General features: G+C 58.1%; 17 protein-coding genes and 1 riboswitch. Of the genes, 4 read left to right on the forward strand and 13 right to left on the reverse strand.

Going from position 1 to position 19,477, the window contains the following annotated elements; genetic code table 11:
* Positions 1-14 precede the first annotated feature (14 nt).
* On the forward strand, positions 15-1,349 hold the full coding sequence (locus ACNSPV_RS03035; RefSeq protein ID WP_348584675.1) for an MATE family efflux transporter: 1,335 nt from the start codon (positions 15-17) through the stop codon (positions 1,347-1,349).
* Between the two features lie 205 nt (positions 1,350-1,554).
* Here ACNSPV_RS03035 and ACNSPV_RS03040 read toward each other — a convergent pair whose 3' ends face one another.
* From ACNSPV_RS03040 to hemW, 11 genes are all read right to left on the reverse strand, one after another.
* Positions 1,555-2,697: a ribose-phosphate pyrophosphokinase gene (locus ACNSPV_RS03040; protein WP_348584674.1), complete on the reverse strand. Its 1,143-nt coding sequence runs from the start codon at positions 2,695-2,697 to the stop codon at positions 1,555-1,557.
* A 286-nt stretch (positions 2,698-2,983) separates the two neighbouring features.
* Complete coding sequence (locus ACNSPV_RS03045) at positions 2,984-4,684, reverse strand: InlB B-repeat-containing protein (protein ID WP_348584673.1); 1,701 nt, start codon at positions 4,682-4,684, stop codon at positions 2,984-2,986.
* A 329-nt stretch (positions 4,685-5,013) separates the two neighbouring features.
* Complete coding sequence (gene metK, locus ACNSPV_RS03050) at positions 5,014-6,168, reverse strand: methionine adenosyltransferase (protein WP_348584672.1); 1,155 nt, start codon at positions 6,166-6,168, stop codon at positions 5,014-5,016.
* 117 nt (positions 6,169-6,285) lie between these two features.
* Positions 6,286-6,384: riboswitch (SAM riboswitch) on the reverse strand.
* Positions 6,385-6,550: 166 nt separating this feature from the next.
* A complete protein-coding gene (deoC, locus tag ACNSPV_RS03055) occupies positions 6,551-7,216 on the reverse strand; it encodes a deoxyribose-phosphate aldolase (RefSeq protein ID WP_339395377.1) in 666 nt (221 codons plus the stop codon).
* 15 nt (positions 7,217-7,231) lie between these two features.
* Entirely contained in the window at positions 7,232-7,366 is a 135-nt protein-coding gene (locus ACNSPV_RS03060; protein WP_005944717.1) for a hypothetical protein, read from the reverse strand.
* A 230-nt stretch (positions 7,367-7,596) separates the two neighbouring features.
* Positions 7,597-8,214, reverse strand: coding sequence for a GtrA family protein (locus ACNSPV_RS03065; protein ID WP_348584671.1), 618 nt, complete (start codon positions 8,212-8,214; stop codon positions 7,597-7,599).
* A gap of 244 nt (positions 8,215-8,458) precedes the next feature.
* Positions 8,459-10,366 carry a bifunctional 4-hydroxy-3-methylbut-2-enyl diphosphate reductase/30S ribosomal protein S1 gene (locus ACNSPV_RS03070; protein ID WP_348584670.1) on the reverse strand — a complete coding sequence of 636 codons (1,908 nt, stop codon included), beginning with the start codon at positions 10,364-10,366 and terminating at the stop codon, positions 8,459-8,461.
* A 3-nt stretch (positions 10,367-10,369) separates the two neighbouring features.
* Entirely contained in the window at positions 10,370-10,981 is a 612-nt protein-coding gene (locus ACNSPV_RS03075) for a lysophospholipid acyltransferase family protein (protein WP_348584669.1), read from the reverse strand.
* A 214-nt stretch (positions 10,982-11,195) separates the two neighbouring features.
* A complete protein-coding gene (cmk, locus tag ACNSPV_RS03080) occupies positions 11,196-11,861 on the reverse strand; it encodes a (d)CMP kinase (protein WP_348584668.1) in 666 nt (221 codons plus the stop codon).
* Between the two features lie 300 nt (positions 11,862-12,161).
* A complete protein-coding gene (locus ACNSPV_RS03085; RefSeq protein ID WP_348585162.1) occupies positions 12,162-13,478 on the reverse strand; it encodes an NAD(P)/FAD-dependent oxidoreductase in 1,317 nt (438 codons plus the stop codon).
* A gap of 63 nt (positions 13,479-13,541) precedes the next feature.
* Positions 13,542-14,624 (reverse strand): radical SAM family heme chaperone HemW, encoded by a 1,083-nt coding sequence (gene hemW, locus ACNSPV_RS03090; protein ID WP_348584667.1) that lies wholly within the window; start codon positions 14,622-14,624, stop codon positions 13,542-13,544.
* A 110-nt stretch (positions 14,625-14,734) separates the two neighbouring features.
* On the opposite strand from hemW, the gene ACNSPV_RS03095 reads away from it, so the two are divergent.
* On the forward strand, positions 14,735-15,445 hold the full coding sequence (locus ACNSPV_RS03095; RefSeq protein ID WP_339395384.1) for a Bax inhibitor-1/YccA family protein: 711 nt from the start codon (positions 14,735-14,737) through the stop codon (positions 15,443-15,445).
* A 280-nt stretch (positions 15,446-15,725) separates the two neighbouring features.
* Entirely contained in the window at positions 15,726-16,493 is a 768-nt protein-coding gene (locus tag ACNSPV_RS03100; protein WP_348584666.1) for a M23 family metallopeptidase, read from the forward strand.
* Positions 16,494-16,595: 102 nt separating this feature from the next.
* Here ACNSPV_RS03100 and ACNSPV_RS03105 read toward each other — a convergent pair whose 3' ends face one another.
* Entirely contained in the window at positions 16,596-17,171 is a 576-nt protein-coding gene (locus ACNSPV_RS03105; RefSeq protein ID WP_348584665.1) for an ATP-binding cassette domain-containing protein, read from the reverse strand.
* A complete protein-coding gene (locus tag ACNSPV_RS03110) occupies positions 17,165-17,932 on the reverse strand; it encodes an ABC transporter permease (RefSeq protein WP_348584664.1) in 768 nt (255 codons plus the stop codon). Before ACNSPV_RS03110 ends, ACNSPV_RS03105 begins: the two co-directional genes overlap by 7 nt.
* Before the next feature lie 239 nt (positions 17,933-18,171).
* Between ACNSPV_RS03110 and brnQ the strand changes: the two genes are divergently transcribed.
* On the forward strand, positions 18,172-19,449 hold the full coding sequence (gene brnQ, locus ACNSPV_RS03115; RefSeq protein WP_348584663.1) for a branched-chain amino acid transport system II carrier protein: 1,278 nt from the start codon (positions 18,172-18,174) through the stop codon (positions 19,447-19,449).
* Positions 19,450-19,477: the final 28 nt, after the last annotated feature.

Genomic DNA, 19,477 nt, shown 5'->3' on the forward strand with positions numbered 1-19,477 from the left:
CTTCCCAAATTCCAATGACGAACGATATGACAAAGGGAGCCATTACTCCGCTCCTGATCCGCTTTACCATCCCGCTGGTGCTGGGCAATCTGTTCCAGCTCACCTACAACGCCGCCGACAGCATCATCGTGGGCAAGTTCGTGGGCGAGGAAGCCCTTGCTGCTGTGGGCACCTCCAACCCGCTCATGACTCTGGCCATCCTGTTCATCAACGGCATGTGTCTGGGTGCCGGCATTCTGGTCAGCACCGCCTTTGGTGCAGGCGACACCCGGCTGGTGGAACGTCAGGTGTCCACCACCGCCATTGCGGGCACCGTGTTCTCGCTGGCGTTCTCGGCGCTGTGCGTCATTCTGGCCACGCCCCTGCTGCAGCTGATGCAGGTGCCCGCCGATATCCTGCCCATTGCGGTGAACTACCTGCGCATCGTGTTTGCGGGCCTGATCTTCACCTTTTTCTATAACTTCCTTGCCGCCACCATGCGTGCGCTGGGCGACAGCAAAAGCGCGCTGTATTTTCTGATGATCAGCTCGGTGCTGAACATCGGCGGCGACCTGTTTTTTGTGGAGGTTCTGAACTGGGGCAGCAACGGCTGCGCCCTTTCCACCGTGATCAGCGAGGCACTGTGCTGCGTGCTGTGCGTGCTGTACATCCGCTGGAAGGTGCCCATCCTGCAGTTGGGCAGGCGCTGGCTGGTATTTGACGGCAGTCTGCTGCGCAAAACAGTCAGTTATGGCTGGGCCAGCGCCATGCAGCAGGCCACCGTGCAGCTGGGCAAGATCGCGGTGCAGGCCATCGTGAACACCATGGGCGTGAGCACCATGGCCGCATTTACCGCAGCTTCCCGCATCGACGACTTTGCCTACACCCCGCAGCAGAACATCGGCCACGCCATGACCACCCTGATGGCACAGAACCGGGGCGCCGGCAAGCATGACCGCGTGAAGCAGGGCTTCCTCTGCGGCATGCGCATCGAAGGTGTTTACGGTGTGCTGATCGCCGTGGTGTGCTTCGGCGGTGCGCCCTTCATCATGAAGCTGTTCGTCACCGACCCGGAGGTCATCCATCTGGGCGTGCGCTTCCTGCGCACCGTGTCCCTGTTCTATCTGATGCCTGCTTTCACCAACGGCATTCAGGGCTTCTTCCGCGGCGTCGGCGACCTGAAGGTCACGCTGGTGTCCAGCACCATCAACATGCTGTTCCGTGCAGCCGCAGCTGCCATGTTCGTGCTGATGTGGAAGCTGGAGATCGAAGCGCTGCCCTACAGTTATGTCGTCGGCTGGGTCGTCATGCTGGCCTACGAGCTGCCCCTGCTGGTGCGGTATCTGCGCAGCCATGAGGACGAGCTGTAAAATCATTTTCATGCTCTCCGCTCTGAGCATATTTAGCAGAAATTTTATTTTTATGGATAGAGCAATTCCCGGCAGGCTGCGGTCTGCCGGGAATTGCATTTTCACGGGAGGGATCGTTCAGACAAACGGCATCGTCATTTTTTTCAGAATGCGCGCAAAAAAGCCGCCGTATCGTTTGATACGGCGGCTTTTGTTATGCGATGGATTATTTACGGCTTGCCAGCAGGTTCTCGATCTTCTTCAGCGGGTCGATGATGCTGGAAACAGACATATCGTGGTTCAGCGCCACCACGAAGTATGCGGCGTACTTGGAAACGTCCACATCCACATACCAGTCGCGGGTGAGCAGCTCAGGCATCCGGTAGGTCAGGTTGGTGCCCACAACGTAGGTCAGCTTGCCCTCAGCCACAGCCTTGTCGAACTTCTCCAGACCGCTGGTGAACAGGGGGAAGGTGGCGTTGGCGATGATGTTGGCAGCGCCGCGCTCCTTCAGGTTGCCGGCAACCTCCAGCATGCTCTCGCCGGATGCGATGATATCGTCAGCGATGAAGACGGTCTTGCCCTCCACGCTCTCGCCCAGATACTCGTGGGCAACGATGGGGTTGCGGCCGTTCACCACGCGGGTGTAATCGCGGCGCTTGTAGAACATGCCCAGATTGCAGCCCAGCACACTGGAGAAGTACATGTTGCGGTTCATCGCACCCTCGTCCGGGCTGACCACGGTGAACTTGCTCTTATCAAAGGAGATGTCCGGGTCCTTCTTCAGCAGGCTCTTCAGCACCTGATAGGTGGGCATTGCGTTATCGAAGCTCATCAGCGGCACAGCGTTCTGCACGCGGGGGTCATGAGCATCAAAGGTGATGATGTTGCGCACACCCATGGTCTGCAGCTCCTGCAGGGCCACAGCGCAGTCCAGACTCTCGCGCACCACGCGGCGGTGCTGACGGCCGCCGTACAGGCTGGGCATAATGACCGACACACGGTGTGCCTTGCCGGCCACTGCCTGGATCAGGCGCTTCAGGTTGGCGAAGTGATCGTCCGGAGACATGTGGTTCTCGTAGTTGAACAGCTTATAGGTCACACTGTAGTTGCCGGGATCGACCACGATGAAGATATCGTCGCCGCGCACCGACTCCTTCACCAGACCCTTGGCGTCGCCGCTCTGGAAGCGGGGGCAGTCGCAGGGGATGATAAAGGTATCCTTATCGATGCCGGCTTCTCTGGCCCAGCGGGTCAGATGCTTGTCGATCAGGCCGGTAAGCTCCTCCGCACCGGGGCAGGCGATGAGACGCATATCGGCCACGCTGGGCTGCTCAAAGAACGACTTCGGGGAAATTTCAATGGACATAATCACAACTCCTTATTGCTGCTGTACAATCCGAATGATCGTCACACGAAAGTGCATATCTACCTTTATTTTATCACAATTTGACATTTGTGCCATATCAATTTGTTTCAGCTGACGATTTTCTGCGCCTTGCACAGCTGTTTTTCGGTTTTTCGGCACAGTCTGTGTGTTTTTTACAAAAAGCACACTTTTCCTTTGCTTTGGTCGCAGCCGCCCCGCGCAAAAGGCGCTGCCGCACAAAAATGCGGCAGCGCCTTTTGGATGTCTGTCAGTCAGTATCGTGGGTTCATGCGTTCGTGCTCTGCTGCTCGTTCAGCAGTTTTTCCAGCTTGTACCACTTGACCAGCGACTGGGGACGGAACACATAGTCATAGGGTCTAAATTTGACCGTCTGGGTACCGTCGGAGTTGGTACGGGCAAAGTCCTTCATCAGGTCCTGCTCCACGCACCAGCGGGCGGCGGCCTGTGCGTCGGTGTCGTCCTCGTCAATGTCGGGGTACAGCTCGGTGCTCACCGGGGCCGGGCAGTCGGCGCGCTTCCACAGAGCCATTGCCAGCTCGATGCGGTTGGAGGGCACAAAGCCAAAGGTGCCCTCCAGCCACAGGCGGGTGCCCAGCAGGTAGCCCGCACCGCCCAGCAGAGCGCCGGCAACCACGACGCCTGCGCCGCCGTCGCCGGAGCCGCCATCGCCAGAGGAGCCACCGTCCGGGGTGGTGATCTCTTCCCACTGAGCGGTCAGTGTGATATCACCCGTCTGCGGCAGGTTCGTGATCTCAGAGATCTTTGTACCGGCAGGGTACACGGAACTGTCCTCACTGCTCTTCCAGCCCAGGAACCGATAGCCCTCCTGAACCGGTGCCTTTGCAAGGGCATCGCTGGTCCCGCGGAGCTTTGTATCGTACTCATCCACTGCGGCATCGTCAGGCTTTTCACCGCCGTTCAGATCATAACCAAGCGTATAGCCGTACTCTACGCTCTTTGTTGTATAGCCGCAGTAGTTGCACTTCGTGGTCACTTCGCGCTCCGGGGGGGTCTTTGTCATATTCCAAGCGCCGGGCGTCACTGTGAAATTGCCTTCCTTTTCGCCATCGCTGTGTTTGTGCGTTACCATCTGGCCATTTTGCCACACAAGCTCAGGATTCTCGTTTTCTTCACCATAGTAGACTTCAGTTTTCCCGTTGTTGCCGGAAAATCCATACACCTTCGAGCAAGTATTTCTGTCTCTATGGGCGCTGACCTTGTTATCGCCCGAAATATAGATTTTGAAGTTCGCGAAGCTATCATTAACACTCAGTGCAGACTTAGCCCAACTGTTCGTTACTTCGCAATCCTTAAAATGGATTTTGATAAGCGGGTTGCCTTCGTTATAAACATAGATTGCCTTACCCGCGCATTCAAACTTGCAGTGGTCAAAGATCGTGTCTTTTGAGCAATACGTCCAGAGTGCATATTTATAGCCACCCGGCTTGAAAGTCGTATCCTTAAATGTTGCACTGTTGTATCCCCAATAAACGGTCATGCCCTCGACTACGCAATTCTCAACGACCGTTGTATCTGTATGAGCAAATCCCTGATAATTATAGGAAGGACCCGCTTTCAGCGTCATATCCTGGAATGTAATCGTCCCCGAGTCTTTAAAGCTGAAGTCTGCATTGTTCTGATTTCCTTGGTCGCTGTCCGGATAGCCGATGTTCCAGGTGGTCAAGCCAGCTCCCTGACCAACAAAAGTCAGGTTTTTGCCTGCTGTCACATTCGTGTCATACAGCGTATACTCGCCCTCACCCAGTGTAATGGTCGTCGTAGTGCCACCCGCAGGGGCATCTTTTACCGCTTCCAGTACGGAGTTGTATACTTTCTCGCCGATCTTTGCCTGACCCTTTTTCAAAGGCGCATCCTCTGCCGCAAATGCCATCATCGGAAGCATCTGAAACATCATGGCAACCGCCAACAACGCTGCAAGGATCCGGTTCTGCTTTTTCTGTTTCACTGTTTGTTCTTCCTTTCTTTTTTTATTTCACAATTCCTGTGTATGATCCGATTCCTGCCCTGTCACCTCCTCTGACGCATTTTCCCCTTTGAATTTAATTTGTATTCTACCCCCCCGCATATTTTGCAAGAGTTCTACGAAAAATCGTTTCTTTGCATAAAATGCGTCCGGTTTCTTTGGTGATTTAGCAGATTTTATAGCGGTGTTGGATCCTTCTGTTCTCGATGGTCAGATTTCCTTTTGCGAAAAAAAGTCCCTCTGCCTTTTCAGGCAGAGGGACTTCTCTTCACTTACCTTCTATCCAGAAGGAAAACGTTTTTGTGTTCCGCTTACAGGGCAGCGACCGCAGCCTTCAGCGCATCCACGCGGTCGGTGTTCTCCCACTTCACGCCCAGATCCTCGCGGCCCATGTGGCCGTACGCAGCCAGCTTGCGGTAGATGGGCTTGCGCAGGTCAAGTTCGCGGATGATGGCGGCGGGGGTCAGGTCAAACACCTTCTCCACAGCCTTCTCGATCGTTTCGTCGGCAACAGTGCCGGTGCCGAAGGTATCCACCATGATGGACACGGGCTTTGCCACACCGATGGCATACGCCACCTGCACTTCGCACTGCTTGGCAAGACCTGCCGCCACGATGTTCTTTGCCACCCAGCGGGTCGCATAGGCAGCGCTGCGGTCCACCTTGCTGGGGTCCTTGCCGGAGAAGGCACCGCCGCCGTGACGGGCATAGCCGCCGTAGGTGTCCACGATGATCTTACGGCCGGTCAGGCCGGTGTCACCCTGCGGGCCGCCCACGACGAAGCGGCCGGTGGGGTTGATATAGTACTTGGTGTTCTCGTCCAGCAGCTCAGCGGGGATGGTGGCCTTGATGACCTTTTCCATCACATCGGCGCGCAGCTGTTCCATGCTGACGCTCTCGCTGTGCTGGCTGGAGATGACCACAGCATCCACACGCACAGGCTTGTTGTTCTCGTCATACTCCACAGTGACCTGACTCTTGCCGTCCGGACGCAGATAGTCCATCTCGCCGTTCTTGCGCACCTCGGTCAGGCGCTTTGCCAGCTTGTGAGCCAGACTGATGGGCATGGGCATCAGCTCCGGGGTCTCATCACAGGCATAGCCGAACATCATGCCCTGATCGCCTGCACCGCCCACCTGATCGTTGGTGCCCAGTGCGATGTCGGGGCTCTGGCCGTCGATGTTGGAGATGACGGCACAGGTGTCGGCGTCAAAGCCGAACTTTGCACGGGTGTAGCCGATATCTGCCACCACCTCGCGGACGACCTTCTGGAAATCAACATAGCAGTTGGTGGTGATCTCGCCCATGATGTGGACAAGGCCGGTGGATGCGCAGGTCTCGCAGGCCACGCGGGCATTGGGGTCGTGGGTCAGGATCTCGTCCAGAATGGCATCCGAGATCTGGTCGCAGATCTTGTCGGGATGTCCTTCGGTGACGGACTCAGAAGTAAACAGGTGTCTTGCCATTTGTTTTGCCTCCTAATTTTTTACAGCAGGGTGTGTATTTCTTGCTCCAACATTCCGTTCAAGCTTTTTTGCACGAAAAATAAAAGCGCCCAGAGCCCGAAAGCTCTGAGCGTTGCACTCTTATCTCTCGGTTTCCCGCAGGATTTGGCACCTTACGCTCACGCGCAGGTTGTCGGGCTTCACAGGGCCTGTCCCCTCAGCCGCTCTTGATAAGTCGGTATTCAGTTGGTACGTTGAATATTCTATCATTGCTTCGTCAGATTGTCAAGAAGAGTATCACTCTTTTTATACATTCTTCCAATTTTGATGAAGCTTTTGCGGCTTTTGGGGTCCCAAAAAAGAAAAAGCACAGCCTCAGCCGTGCCTTTTCCATAAAGTTTGCTCAGTAGCCCTTTGCCTGTTCGCCGTTTAGGATCTTAACGGCACGGGAGGTGCCCAGACGGTCGGCACCCAGCGCAAGGAAGGTCTCCATATCCTCCACAGTGGAGATGCCGCCGGCAGCCTTGACCTTGCAGCGGCCATGCACGCCCTTGACCATCAGCTCCACATCGTGGAAGTTGGCACCGGCAGTGGAGAAGCCGGTGCTGGTCTTGATGTAGTCAGCGCCTGCCTCGCAGACGATATCGCACATCTTTTCCTTTTCCTCATCGGTCAGCAGGCAGGTCTCGATGATGACCTTCAGGATCTTATCGCCCACCGCCTGCTTCACGGCGCGGATATCCTCGCGCACGGCATCGTACTCCTTGTTCTTCAGGCGACCGATGTTGATGACCATATCCACCTCGGCTGCGCCGTTCTCGATGGCAGTCTTTGCCTCAAAGGCCTTGCTGGCAGTATCCATGGCACCCAGAGGGAAGCCCACCACGCAGCACACCGGGATACGGCCCGCCATATACTCCACCGCCTGCTTCACATAGCAGGTGTTGATGCAGACGGATGCGGTGTGGTTTGCAATGGCTTCGTCGCACAGGGTCTGGATCTGGGGCCAGGTAGCCTCCGGCTTCAGCAGAGTATGATCGACATGGGAGAGAATTTCTTCACGATTCATCTTGTTTCCTCCGTTTTACTTGCTGGCACGGCGCACCTTTGCCATGCCGACAGCACTCAGGGCAATTGCAGTTGCAGAGACCGTTGCACCAATGATGCCCAGCACCAGACCGGAGACCAGAAATGCAAAACCTTTCAGACCACGCTTCATAAAACCGTACCTCCTAAAGTGTTGATGATTTGTAAAACCCTCTCAGTCATCTCGCATACGCTCGATGCCAGCTCCCCCGAATGGGGGAGCTTTATGCTCGGAGGAGAAGTTTTTCTTCTCCTGCAAAAAAGCTCGCCCTTCGAGGAAAGACTTCCCCCGTCCGGGGGAAGATGCCGCGCAGACGGCAAAAAGGGGAATCTGTCGCCGTCAGGCGACTGAGAGGGTTCTGCTTACTTTTTCTTAAAAATGATCAGCTTGCTGAACACATAGTTCAGCACGATCACCAGTACATTGGAAAAGACCTTCACGGCAAGGCCCCACAGTGCCTGCGCATTGTAGCGGCTGGTAACAAAGATCGCCGTGGGGCCGTCTGCACCGCCGATGACGGCAATAGCGGCAGAGCCATCCATGACCCCCGCCGGTGTGCCTGCATAGGATGCTGCCATCTGGATGGCCGTATCCGGGCCAAACCAGTGGGACACCACGCTCAGTGCCCCCTGCATTAAGTTGTCCATCAGCGCTGCACCCTGCGCAGCCAGCAGATTGCCCAGCACCAGCATGATCGCCGTGTCCAGCAGCATCGTACCCAGACGGCAGGTAACAAAGGTGCCAAACTCTTTTGCCATGGCTTTGCCGGTAGTCTTGCTGCGGAACACAAAGGCGCGGTTGGTGGCGTAGGCGAACAGGATGCACAGGATGTTATCCAGCACATTGCCCCAGCTGTTGGCGGCAGTGTAGCCGAACAGCTTGTTGAACAGCGCATACAGCACAATGTTCAGCAGGGTGCACAGCACGCCGAAAACCAGATAGCTCAGCACTTCCCAGTGCTTCTTGAAAAAATTTATCATAGTTCGTCAAACCCTCTCCGTCCGCTCGCGCTGCTCGCGTCCACCTCTCCCGAAGGGCGAGGTTTTATTGCGGGCGCGGCGAGCCTGCCCTCTTTTGCCAAAAGCTCTCCCCTTCGGGGGAGCTGTCACCGCAGGTGACTGAGAGGGTTCTCTCCTTAACAAAAACAGCCCCGCCGCCGTTTTCCCGGCAACGGGGCTGTTGATCGCATTGTGTCAGAAGCTTTTCTTCCGAACGAGGGGCTGATTACTCAGCGTCGTTCAGCAGAGCCTTCATGGACAGGCTGATGCGCTTCTTGTCGAAGTCAACATCCAGCAGCTTCACATCGACCATATCGCCGACCTTCAGTACGTCGGAGACCTTCTCAACGCGGTCATTGCTGATCTCGCTGATGTGGACCAGACCGTCGATACCCGGCAGGATACGGACGAATGCACCGAACTTGGTCAGGGACACGACCGGAGCATGGAAGGTGCTGCCGATGGGGTAGTTGTTCTTCAGCTGCTCCCAGGGGTTGTCCTCAGCCTTCTTGTAGCCCAGAGAGACCTTGTGGTTCTCGGTGTCGATGTCCTTCACATACACCTCGATGGTGTCGCCAACGGAGACGACCTCAGAGGGATGCTTGATGCGGTTCCAGCTCAGCTCGCTGATGTGGCACAGGCCGTCCACACCGCCGATATCGACGAATGCACCGTAAGAAGTCAGGCTCTTGACAACGCCGGTGTAAGTCTTGCCCACCTCAACGTTTGCCCAGAACTCTTCACGCTTTGCCTTGTTCTGCTCAGCGGTCACCTTGTTGATGCTGCCGACGATCTTGCGGCCGGAGCACTCGGTGACAACCAGCTGAACGTGCTGGCCAACCAGAGCGGTGTAGTCCTCATCACGGCGCATAGTAGCCTGAGAACGGGGAACGAACACCTTGACGCCCTTGACGTTGACCACAACGCCGCCCTTGTTGAATTCGGTGACGTCGCCCTCGACGACCTCGCCGGACTCAGCGGCCTTAGCGATCTCTTCCATGCCCTTGCGAGATGCGAGCTTCTTGCGGGAGAGCTGGATGACGCCATCCTGATCCATAACCTTCTCGACGATGAGGTCCAGCTCATCGCCAACCTTCACCAGGTCTTCGACCTTGGCGGAGGAATCATCGGTCAGCTCGCTCAGCTTGACAAAGCCGGTCTGCTTCGCTCCGATATCCACCTGGATCTCGTTGGCAGAGATGCTGGTCACGATTCCTTTCACAATACTGCCTGCATGAACACGCTTTTCCTCGGATGCATTCAGCATCTCCTCAAAGCTCATGCTGTCATTGATTTCTGCGCTCATACTGTTAAGTACCTCCTCAATAATAGACGATGGCGTTGAAGCCCCGGCTGTCACGCCCGCCACTTTAACATCTGCAAACCATTCCGGCCGAAGTTCGCTCGCTGTCTCGACCGTTACGGCACGCGTGTGTTTTGCGGCGACCTGTACCAGCTTTTGGGTATTGGAAGAATGATGACCGCCAATGACAACAATGATATCGCATTTTTGGCTGAGGTCTTCCGCTTCCTGTTGCCTCGCCCACGTCGCATTACATATTGTATCAAAAATCCGGGCGTTTGTATAGGCTTTTTTGAGAAACTCCGAACTTTCTTGCCATTTTGTAACCTGAAATGTGGTCTGTGCAACTGCAAACAGGGGTTTTTGCGGGTCAGAGGGGCCTTTCCACGCCTTCAATTCGGCCAGATCGGCAAAAACGAACACCTCTCCGCGGGTGTGACCCACGATCCCCTGCACTTCCGGGTGGGTCTTATCGCCCGCCACCAGCAGCACAGCCCCGGCTTTTTCGGCCTCGGCGGCGATGCGCTGGATCTTCTGCACAAAGGGACAGGTGGCGTCATGGTAGTGGATGCCGCGCACCGTCAGCTCGTCATAAACGCTGCGGGGCACGCCGTGGCTGCGGATGACTACCTCGTACCCGGCAGGCACATCCTGCACGGTGTCCACCACCTGTGCGCCCTTGCGCTGCATATCCTCCACCGCCTGCGGGTTGTGGATCAGCGGGCCCAGCGTAGCGACCCTGTGTCCCTCTGTCAGAAGTCCATAGGTCAGCTCCACGGCGCGGTTGACGCCAAAGCAGAACCCCGCCGTTTTGGCAACTCGGATCTCCATCTTTTACGCTCCCATCTTTTCCCACGCATCCAGCAAAGCCTGTTTGTTGGCACGCAGCTTTTTGGTATCCCGCCGGCCTTCCATGGCAAACTGGGCGGCAGGCATGGGCTCGCCGTAGATCACCCGCACTCTGCAGAACAGATGCATTTTTCCGTCCGGCGTATCGTACAGGATGCGGCAGGGCACCACATCCACCCCGGCCCCCGCCGCAATGACGAACAGGCCGCTCTTGGGCGGCAAAAGCTTTCCTTCCTTTTCGCGGGTTCCCTCCGGGAAGATGAGCAGGGTCTTGCCGTTTTTGCAGGCCTCAACGGTCTGCTCGATGGCAGCCATCTCATCCTTTGTGCCGCGCACGCACACCGCGCCGCAGCACCGGAAGAACCATGTCAGGAAGCCGTTGATCTCGAACAGCTCCTTCTTGGCAAATACGACCATCCGCCTGCTCCACCGGGTGACCACGATGAACACCGGGTCGATGGCGGAAACATGGGTCGGCGCAAGGATGCAGCCTTTGGTCTGCACCTTTTTCAGGTTCTCGCGGCCCTCTACACGGATGCGGAAACCGATGTGCCACAGGATCCATGCAAAGGGTACTAAGATGTAATATAATATCATAGTGTCGTTTTATTCCTTAAATTTATACGATTCTCGGTTTCGCAAGCGGGCCGAAACCGGACAATACAGCAGTTTTTGAAAATGTCGTTTTTCGTTACAGCTTTTCTGGTGAAAGCGTGTTCTGGAAACGACCGCAGTCGTTTCCAAAGCACAAGAAATAAAATAAGCTTCCGATCAATATGCCCAGAGCGAAACGGAGGGCATTTTAAATCGTTCAGCCGGCCTTCTCCGCAATGATCTTCTTCATGGCGGCAAGGCTCTGCTCGAAGTCCAGCTCCGAGGTATCCAGCAGCACGGCATCCTCCGCCTGCTTCAGGGGTGCGGCGGCACGGTGGGTGTCCTGATAGTCCCGCTGCTTCACATCGGCCAACACCTCTTCATAGGGAGTATCGATGCCCTTGGCCTGATACTCCTTCCAACGCCGGGTGGCGCGGGCTTCCGGCGTGGCGGTGAGGAAGATCTTCACCGTAGCGTCCGGCAGCACCACCGTGCCGATGTCGCGGCCGTCCATCAGCACATCCTGCTTTTTGGCCATATCCCGCTGCAGCTCCAGCAGAAAGGCGCGCACAGCCGGGTTTGCGCCCACGGCAGAAGCAGCCATGCCTGCGGCCTCGGTGCGGATGGCGGTGCTGACGTCCTCTTCCTTTAAATAAATGTGCTGTTCCCCCTCAATGGAGGCCAGCCGCAGCTTGATCTGGGGCAGCAGTGTGTTGACCGCTGCGTTGTCCTTGGGGTCCTTGCCCGCACGCAGTGCATACAAGCCGATGGCGCGGTACATGGCACCGGTATCCACATAAATATAGCCCATTTCAGCCGCCAGACGGCGTGCCAGCGTAGATTTGCCTGCACCTGCAGGCCCGTCGATTGCAACAGATACCATTTTATATCTTCTCCTTTTTAAGCGGAAAATTATTTTAAATATTTACAAATCTGGAAAATCTGCAGATTTTCCAGATTTGATTTTTCACAAGCGGGGCCGCAGCGGCCAACTGAATCTGCTGCTCGTTCCCTTCGGGAACAGTTGCGCAGCGGTCTGTGAGACTATCCCGGCAACAACCCTTTCTGTGAAAACGTATTTTGAAAACGACCGCAGTCGTTTTCAAAATACAAATCAAAAAATCTATTCCTATAAATATGCCCAGAGCAGCGCGGAGGGCATTTAAAATTGTTTTATCTGTAATTACAGATTATTTGCAAAGCTCTGTGCGGTGCAGAAGGCGATCTGCAGATTGTAGCCGCCGGTATAGGCATCCACATCCAGCACCTCGCCCGCAAAATACAGGCCCAGCGCCTTTTTGCTCTGCATGGTTTTGGGGTCCACCTCCCGCACCGACACGCCGCCGCTGGTGATCACGGCGTGGGCAAGGTCGCCCCGGGCGTCGATGGACACCCGCCAGTGCTTCATCAGCTGCACCAACTCCCGCTTCTGTTCCCGGGTGATCTGGTTGGCCCTTGTGGCCGGGTCGATGCCCCAGCGCGCCACCATCACCGGCTGCATGCTGGAGGGCAAAAGCTTGACCAGTGCGCCCTGCGCCGCATGGTTTGCCAGCAGGGCAAAGTCCCGGGTGATGCGGTCGTACAGCTGCTCCTCGCTGAGGGCCGGCTTGAGGTCGATCTCCGCATGATACCGGTGTTTTTTCATGTCCCCCAGATGGCTGGATGCGCTCAGGGTCAGCGGGCCGCTGATGCCAAAGTGGGTGAACAGCATCTCGCCCTGCTCGTCAAAGATGGCCTTGTCGTCCTCGAACAGGGTCAGGGTGACGTTTTTCAGGGCCAGACCCATCATTTTTTTGCAGTCGGCGTCATGGCTCACAAGGCTGACCAGACTGGGCACCGGCTCCACAAGGGTGTGCCCGGCCTGCTGCGCCAGCCTGTAGCCATCGCCGGTGGAGCCGGTGGTGGGGTAGCTCACGCCGCCGGTAGCCACCAGCACCGCGTCTGCCCGGTACTCCCTGCCAGAGGTGCCCCGCACGCCGATGCACCGCAGGGCCGGGCCTGCCTTTTTCTTTTTGGGGTGGCGCGGGTTTTCCGGTGCAGCGGGAGCTGCTTCCGGCTCTGGCACCACCTCTTCCAGCAGCAGCTTTTTTGCGCCGTCATGGACGATGTCGGCGTCCTGCGCGTAGCGCAGAAGGGCCTGCCGGATCTCCTCTGCCTTGTCGGATACCGGGAACACCCGGCGTCCGCGCTCCACCTTCAGCTCCACGCCCAGACCCTCGAACAGTTCCATGGTCTTTGCGGGCGGGAAAGCCCCCAGCGACGAATACAAAAAGCGCGGGTTGGTGCGCACATGGCGCAGAAACTCCTCTGCCGGGCAGTCGTTGGTCACATTGCAGCGGCCCTTGCCGGTGACAAGGATCTTCTGGCCGGGCTTGTCCATGTGTTCCAGCACCGTCACCTGATGCCCCTGACGTACAGCGGCACCCGCTGCCATCAGACCCGCCGCGCCTGCACCTACGATCAACACCTTCGCCATCTGTTTTCCTCCAAATTCCCCTATTGTATCGAGTATATCATACCAGAACCGGCACGCAAAAGCAATGTTCTGCCGTATTTCTACCAATTACAATAGTTGGACAAGGATGCTGTTCTGCACGATGAGACCCGCCGGGGTCAGGGCAAGGGTGTGGCCATCAAAGCTTGCATAGCCTGCCCGGACGCAGTTTTGCACAAAGGCCAGCTGTGCGGTGGAAAATTCTTTGCCGTAAAGCTGCTTATAGGCGTCCAGCGAAAGCCCCTTGCGCAGGCGCAGCTGTAAAATAAGGTAATCCTCTGCGCCGCAGCTGCCGTCCATCACTGGGGCGGCGGCATCGTTCAGGAACGCAGCGGTATCCGGCGGATAATAGAACCGCCTGCCGCCCATGCAGGAGTGCGCCGCCGGGCCAAGGCCCAGATAGTCGCCGCAGTCCCAGTAGATGAGGTTGTGCCGCCCCTCATAGCCGGGCTTTGCAAAGTTGGAGATCTCATACTGCCGGTAGCCGTGGTGTTCCAGCTGTTCCACCGCGTAGAGGTAAAAATCAGCCGCCTCGTCGCCGGTAGGCAGACCCTCGGGCGGGTGCTTTCCAAAGGCCGAATCCGGCTCGATCTTCAGCAGATACGCGGAAATGTGGGTGGCTCCGCCCTCCTCGATCAGTTCCAGCGTTTCGTCAAACTCGGCTTCGGTGTAGTGGGGCAGTGCCAGCATGATGTCGCCGCTGATGTTCGCAAAACCTGCCCGCCGGGCGGCGGCAAAGGCAGCCCGCGCCTGCTTTGCCGTGTGCGGCCTGCCCAGTGTGCGCAGTTGGGTGTCCCGGGCAGACTGCACCCCGAAGGAGATGCGGTTCACTCCCGCCTCCCGGAAGCCCGCAAGGCTCTGTTCGGTCACCGTCTCCGGGTTTGCTTCCAGCGTGATTTCTGCCCCGGGCAGGGGCCGGGCCGCATCGATGAGCCGTTTTGCCTGCTCCGGGCGCAGCAGACTGGGGGTGCCGCCGCCAAAATAAAGGGTGTCCGGCTGCAGGGGCCTCTCCGGTGCAAAGCGGTCAAGCTCCCGCACAAGAGCCTCCACATAGGCATCCGGCACGCCGCGCTCACCGGGGTGGGAATAGAAATCGCAGTACCTGCATTTGGAAAAACAGTAGGGTATGTGTAAATAAAGTCCAAGGGACATACAATATCACAGCCTTTTTCATGAAACGTTCATTTCTATGCAGTATACTATATTCCGTAGACCGGAGCAAGAAAAAAGTATTCCGGCAGAAAGAGACTGGAGGAGTCCCTATGGATTACAATTACAATGGTTACGATCGGGGCTATACAGAGCCTGCTATGACCTCGGCTGACTATATGAACCGCACCTACCGCTGGATGGCGGTGGGCCTGCTCATCACCTTTGCAGCCGCCTTTGTCACAGCTGCCACCCCGCTGCTGTATGTGGTCAATTCGCTGTATCTGGTGTTCACCATCGCCGAGCTGGTTCTGGTATACGTGCTGAGCTCCCGGGTGCAGAGCATGTCGGTGGGCGGCGCAAGAGCCACCTTCTTTGCCTATGCACTGCTCAACGGCATGGTGCTGAGCTATTATTTCCTGGTGTTCGATCTGGGCACTCTGGTGCTGGCCTTCCTTGCCACCTCGCTGTACTTTGGCCTGATGGCCGTCTACGGCACCACCACCCACCGGGATCTGTCCGGCTGGGGCCCCAAGCTGATGATGGGCCTGTTCGCGCTCATCATCACCGGCTTTGTGGGCATGCTGTTCGGCATGAGCTTCCTTACCACGGTGCTGTACAGCGCTGTCGGTCTGGTAGTGTTCATGCTGCTGACCGCCTACGACACCCAGAAGCTGAGCCAGATGTTCTCCTACTACGCCTATGACGGCGAGCTGGCCGAGAAGGCTTCCATCTACGGCGCACTGACCCTGTATCTGGACTTCATCAACATCTTCCTGTATGTTGTGCGTCTGCTGGGCATGAACAGCCGCCGCCGCAACTGATTTTTGATCTGCAAGGGCTCTCCCGAAAAGGGAGGGCCTTTTTTGTTTGGTAATATCATTTAGAATACCCTCCGCTTCGCTTTGGGTATCAACACAGAAGGCCACAGAGGGAAAATGCATTTTCCGGCTGCGGCCCTTCCCGTGAAATAGCATTTTCTCTAAATATGCCCAGAGCAACGCGAAGGGCATTTAAATAAAAGAATGCATAAAACCTGCCCTGCTGTCCCACACTAAGCCCAGAAGCAATGCGTACACAATGCAGCAGATGGGAGTAACGACAATGGAGCAGATCAAAAAGTTTTTGCGCAGCAGGGGCTTTGCACTGGCACTGCTGGCCTGTCTCGTCGCAGCCGCAGCGGCGGGAGTGTGGGCAGTGCGCACCGTGCGGGATGAACTGAAAAAGAGCTACGACGACCTGACGACCCCGCAGGAGGAACCTGCCCCGGAGCCGCAGCTCACCCTTGACCCACAGGAGGACGATGTATGGCAGCAGCCCGTGACCGACGCCGCAGAATCTGCGGCAAACGTACCCAAGCCCGAACCGCCCGCACCCTCTGCGTCCTCTTCTGGGGCGCGGTCTGGCTCTGGTTCGGTGCACGAACCCTCCGCACTGCAGGGCGCATCCTCGCCTGCCAGCAGTTCAGCTGCGCCTGTCTCCACGCAGCCCGTCTCGGGCAGGGTCTTGAACGCCTACAGCGGCGATGAGCTGGTGTACAGCAGCACCCTTGGCGACTGGCGCACCCACAACGGCGTGGACTACGCCTGCGCACAGGACGCACAGGTATGCGCCCCTGCCGCCGGCAAAGTGACTGCCGTGGACACCGATGGCCGCTGGGGCAGTGTGGTGTGCATCGAGGACAGTGCCGGGCGCATCTGGCGGGTGTGCGGCACCGCCGACCCTGCCGTGCATACCGGCGACGAGGTGAGCGTGGGGCAGGCTCTGGGCCGCGCAGGCAGCATCCCCAACGAATGCGCCGAGGAGACGCACATCCATCTGGAAGTGATGCAGGGCGACACCTACCTCGACCCGGCAAAGCTGCTGGGCTGACCTTTTTTTGCATCCTCTGCGTATTTTTCTGTAAAACATTCTCAAATAGTAAAGGGCCGCTGCACATCATCCGGTGCAGCAGCCCTTTTTATTTAAAGCCTTTTACAGCGCTTCCAACTCGATCACCGGCCAGCCCAGCAGCCGGATGGCCTCCCGGTCGTGGGTGGCAAGCAGCACCGGCTCCGTCCCGCAGCGGGTGCGCAGCAGCGCAGCAGCGGCGGCAAGGGTGTCCGGGTCCATGCCGGTGAAGGGTTCGTCCAGCAGCAGGGTGTCACTGGGTGCCCACAGGGCCCGCAGCAGGGCGGTGCGCCGCTTCTGCCCGCCGGAAAGCCGTGCTGCAGGCAGGGCCAGCGCCGCAGTGTCCATGCCAAGCTGTTGAAACTCCGCTTCGATTTGCCCTTTGTATTGTTTTTCGCTGCCGGGCAGCACCAGCGTCACGTTCTGGAGCGCCGTCAGCTGCGGGCAGAGCCTGTCCTCCTGAAACACTGCCGCGGCCCGGCCCACGCCCCGTACCCGGCCTGCAGTGGGCGTGTCCAGCCCCATGAGGATGCGCAGCAGGGTGGTCTTGCCCCAGCCGCTGGGGGCCCACAGCACCGCCGGGCCGTCCACCGTGAGGCAGAGGTCCCGGAAGAGCGTTTTCTCCCCGAACTGTTTTGTCAGATGCTCGATGGTCAGCATTGCGGCACCTCCCCGGTCACAGCGCGGGTCACGCGGTCCAGAAACAGCAGAAACAGCTTTTCAAACCCGGCGCTGAGCAGGATGATCACAAACGTCCATGCGAACAGCTCCCCGGTGGAAAGGGTGATCTTGGCCCGGTAGAGTGCATCGCCGATGCTGCCATTGGGCAGGCCGATCACCTCAGCGGCTACGCCGCTCTTCCAGCAGATGCCAAGGGCCACGCTGCACCCCTGCCGGAAAGCCGGCAGCACCGCAGGCAGCCACACAGCCCGCAAGCGGCGGGCAAACGGCAGGCGGAACACTTTTGCCATTTCCAGCAGCTGTGGATCTGCGCTCCGGATGCCGGTGCGCACCGCGCCGTACAGCACCGGCAGCACCATCAGAAAGCTGATGAGCACCGAAAGCGATGCTCCCCGCACCCACACCAGCGCCAGAATGATGAAGCTTGCCACCGGCGTGGCCTTGACCAGCTGCAGCACCGGTGCCAGCAGCACCTCTGCCGCGTGCCACGCCTGCGCCGCCGCAGCCAGAAACACGCTGACTACCACGCCCAGCCCGAAGCCCAGCAGGATGCGTCCGGAGCTGAAGCCCACCCGCTGCCAGAACTCTGCCTGCGGCAGAAGCTGCAAAAGGGTGCGCAGCGCCTGCACCGGCGAGACCAGAAACACCTCCTGTCCCACGGCCATGGCAGCGCACTGCCACACCGCCAGCCAGAAGGCTGCAGCAGCCAGCCGCTCAAAAAGTTGTTTGTGTTGGTTCATGGTTCTTTCCTGCTCCTGACGGTCTGAAGTGGCCTCCGCTCTGCGGATCGTATAAGTATCATACCACATCTTTTTCCAAACGCCAATGACCGGTGCACCGCAATGCATCCAACATCGTCACGCCATGCATTACATTTCTTCACGTTTTTAGTTCTTGACATGAAATGCATAAAACGATAAACTGAATTGTATCAATCCCTGTCATCCTTGATGCAGGAAAGAAACGAGGTGTCTGTCCTATGCAGAAGCTCTCCGGCAAAAGCCTGCTTTTGGTCAGCTTTACGCTATTTTCCATGTTTTTCGGAGCCGGGAACCTGATTTTCCCGCCGCATCTGGGCGCACAGGCCGGTACCAGCCTCTGGCCTGCCTTTGCGGGCCTTGCCGTCAGCGCCGTCGGCCTGCCCATCGCAGGAGTCACGGCGGTGGCCCGGGCGGGCGGTCTGGACAGGCTTGCCGGCCGCGTCCATCCGGTGTTCGCCACGGTGTTCACCATTCTGGTGTATCTTTCCATCGGGCCCTGCCTTGCCATCCCCCGCACCGCCAGCACCTCCTTCCAGATGCTGGTGCCGCTGATAGGCGGCGGTTCCGGGCTGCAGCTGGCCTACTCGGTGCTGTTTTTTGCAGCGGCCTTTCTGGTGGCACTGCGGCCGGAAAAGCTCACCAACTGGCTGGGCCGCATCCTCTGCCCCAGCCTGATTTTGCTCATCGTGGTGCTGTTTGCCGGGTGTCTGGCCCACCCACTGGCCGCGTACTACGGCGCGCCCAGTGCAGAATACGCCGCGCTGCCCACCGTGCAGGGCATCCTGTACGGCTACCAGACCATGGACACTCTGGCCGGGCTGAACTTTGGCGCGGTCATCGCGCTGAACATCCGGGCCCGAGGCGTCACAGAGAGCCGCGCCGTGGAGAGCGGCACCATCCGGGCCGGACTGCTGGCGGGCGGGCTGCTGCTGGCCGTTTATGCCATGCTGAGCCATGCCGGTGCCCAGACCGGAGCGGTATACCCGGGCCTTGCCACCGGTGCCGAAGTGCTCACCGCTCTGGCACAGCAGCTGTTCGGTCGGGCGGGCCTTGTACTCATTGCGGCCATCTTTGTCATTGCCTGCTTCAACACCTGCGTGGGCCTTATCGCCTGCGTGGGACAGTATTTCCACCAGCTGCTGCCCCACATCCCCTACCCTGCCCTTGCCGCCTTTTTTGCTGCGGCCAGTATGCTGGTGTCCAACCTTGGCCTTGCCGCCATCATCCGGCTGTCCACCCCGGTGCTCAACGCCATCTATCCCGCCGCCATCGTGCTGATCCTGCTCTCCTTCCTGCCGGGCCTTGAGCAGCGCCGGGCCGTGTACCCGCTGTGCGTGGGCCTGACCGCCCTGCAGAGCATCGCGGCTGCCCTGCCGCTGGGAGTCCTGTCTGCCGTTGCCAATGCTCTGCCGCTGGGCAGCATTGGCTTTGGCTGGGTACTGCCCGCACTGGCCGGGCTTGCAGGCGGGCTTCTCCTCAGCCGTTTTTCCCATTGAGGCCTGCCGCCCACATCCTGAATACAGA

Source organism: Faecalibacterium sp. 3, from assembly GCF_048323735.1.
GTDB classification, from domain to species: domain Bacteria; phylum Bacillota; class Clostridia; order Oscillospirales; family Ruminococcaceae; genus Faecalibacterium; species Faecalibacterium wellingii.

What these genes read in the sequence shown, in the direction of transcription:
- ACNSPV_RS03035 (WP_348584675.1), top strand. Translation starts at nt 15, where the DNA reads ATGACGAACGATATGACAAAGGGAGCCATTACTCCGCTCCTGATCCGC.
- ACNSPV_RS03040 (WP_348584674.1), bottom strand. Translation starts at nt 2,697, where the DNA reads ATGTCCATTGAAATTTCCCCGAAGTCGTTCTTTGAGCAGCCCAGCGTG.
- metK (WP_348584672.1), bottom strand. Translation starts at nt 6,168, where the DNA reads ATGGCAAGACACCTGTTTACTTCTGAGTCCGTCACCGAAGGACATCCC.
- deoC (WP_339395377.1), bottom strand. Translation starts at nt 7,216, where the DNA reads ATGAATCGTGAAGAAATTCTCTCCCATGTCGATCATACTCTGCTGAAG.
- ACNSPV_RS03060 (WP_005944717.1), bottom strand. Translation starts at nt 7,366, where the DNA reads ATGAAGCGTGGTCTGAAAGGTTTTGCATTTCTGGTCTCCGGTCTGGTG.
- ACNSPV_RS03065 (WP_348584671.1), bottom strand. Translation starts at nt 8,214, where the DNA reads ATGATAAATTTTTTCAAGAAGCACTGGGAAGTGCTGAGCTATCTGGTT.
- ACNSPV_RS03070 (WP_348584670.1), bottom strand. Translation starts at nt 10,366, where the DNA reads ATGGAGATCCGAGTTGCCAAAACGGCGGGGTTCTGCTTTGGCGTCAAC.
- ACNSPV_RS03075 (WP_348584669.1), bottom strand. Translation starts at nt 10,981, where the DNA reads ATGATATTATATTACATCTTAGTACCCTTTGCATGGATCCTGTGGCAC.
- cmk (WP_348584668.1), bottom strand. Translation starts at nt 11,861, where the DNA reads ATGGTATCTGTTGCAATCGACGGGCCTGCAGGTGCAGGCAAATCTACG.
- hemW (WP_348584667.1), bottom strand. Translation starts at nt 14,624, where the DNA reads ATGTCCCTTGGACTTTATTTACACATACCCTACTGTTTTTCCAAATGC.
- ACNSPV_RS03095 (WP_339395384.1), top strand. Translation starts at nt 14,735, where the DNA reads ATGGATTACAATTACAATGGTTACGATCGGGGCTATACAGAGCCTGCT.
- ACNSPV_RS03100 (WP_348584666.1), top strand. Translation starts at nt 15,726, where the DNA reads ATGGAGCAGATCAAAAAGTTTTTGCGCAGCAGGGGCTTTGCACTGGCA.
- ACNSPV_RS03105 (WP_348584665.1), bottom strand. Translation starts at nt 17,171, where the DNA reads ATGCTGACCATCGAGCATCTGACAAAACAGTTCGGGGAGAAAACGCTC.
- ACNSPV_RS03110 (WP_348584664.1), bottom strand. Translation starts at nt 17,932, where the DNA reads ATGAACCAACACAAACAACTTTTTGAGCGGCTGGCTGCTGCAGCCTTC.
- brnQ (WP_348584663.1), top strand. Translation starts at nt 18,172, where the DNA reads ATGCAGAAGCTCTCCGGCAAAAGCCTGCTTTTGGTCAGCTTTACGCTA.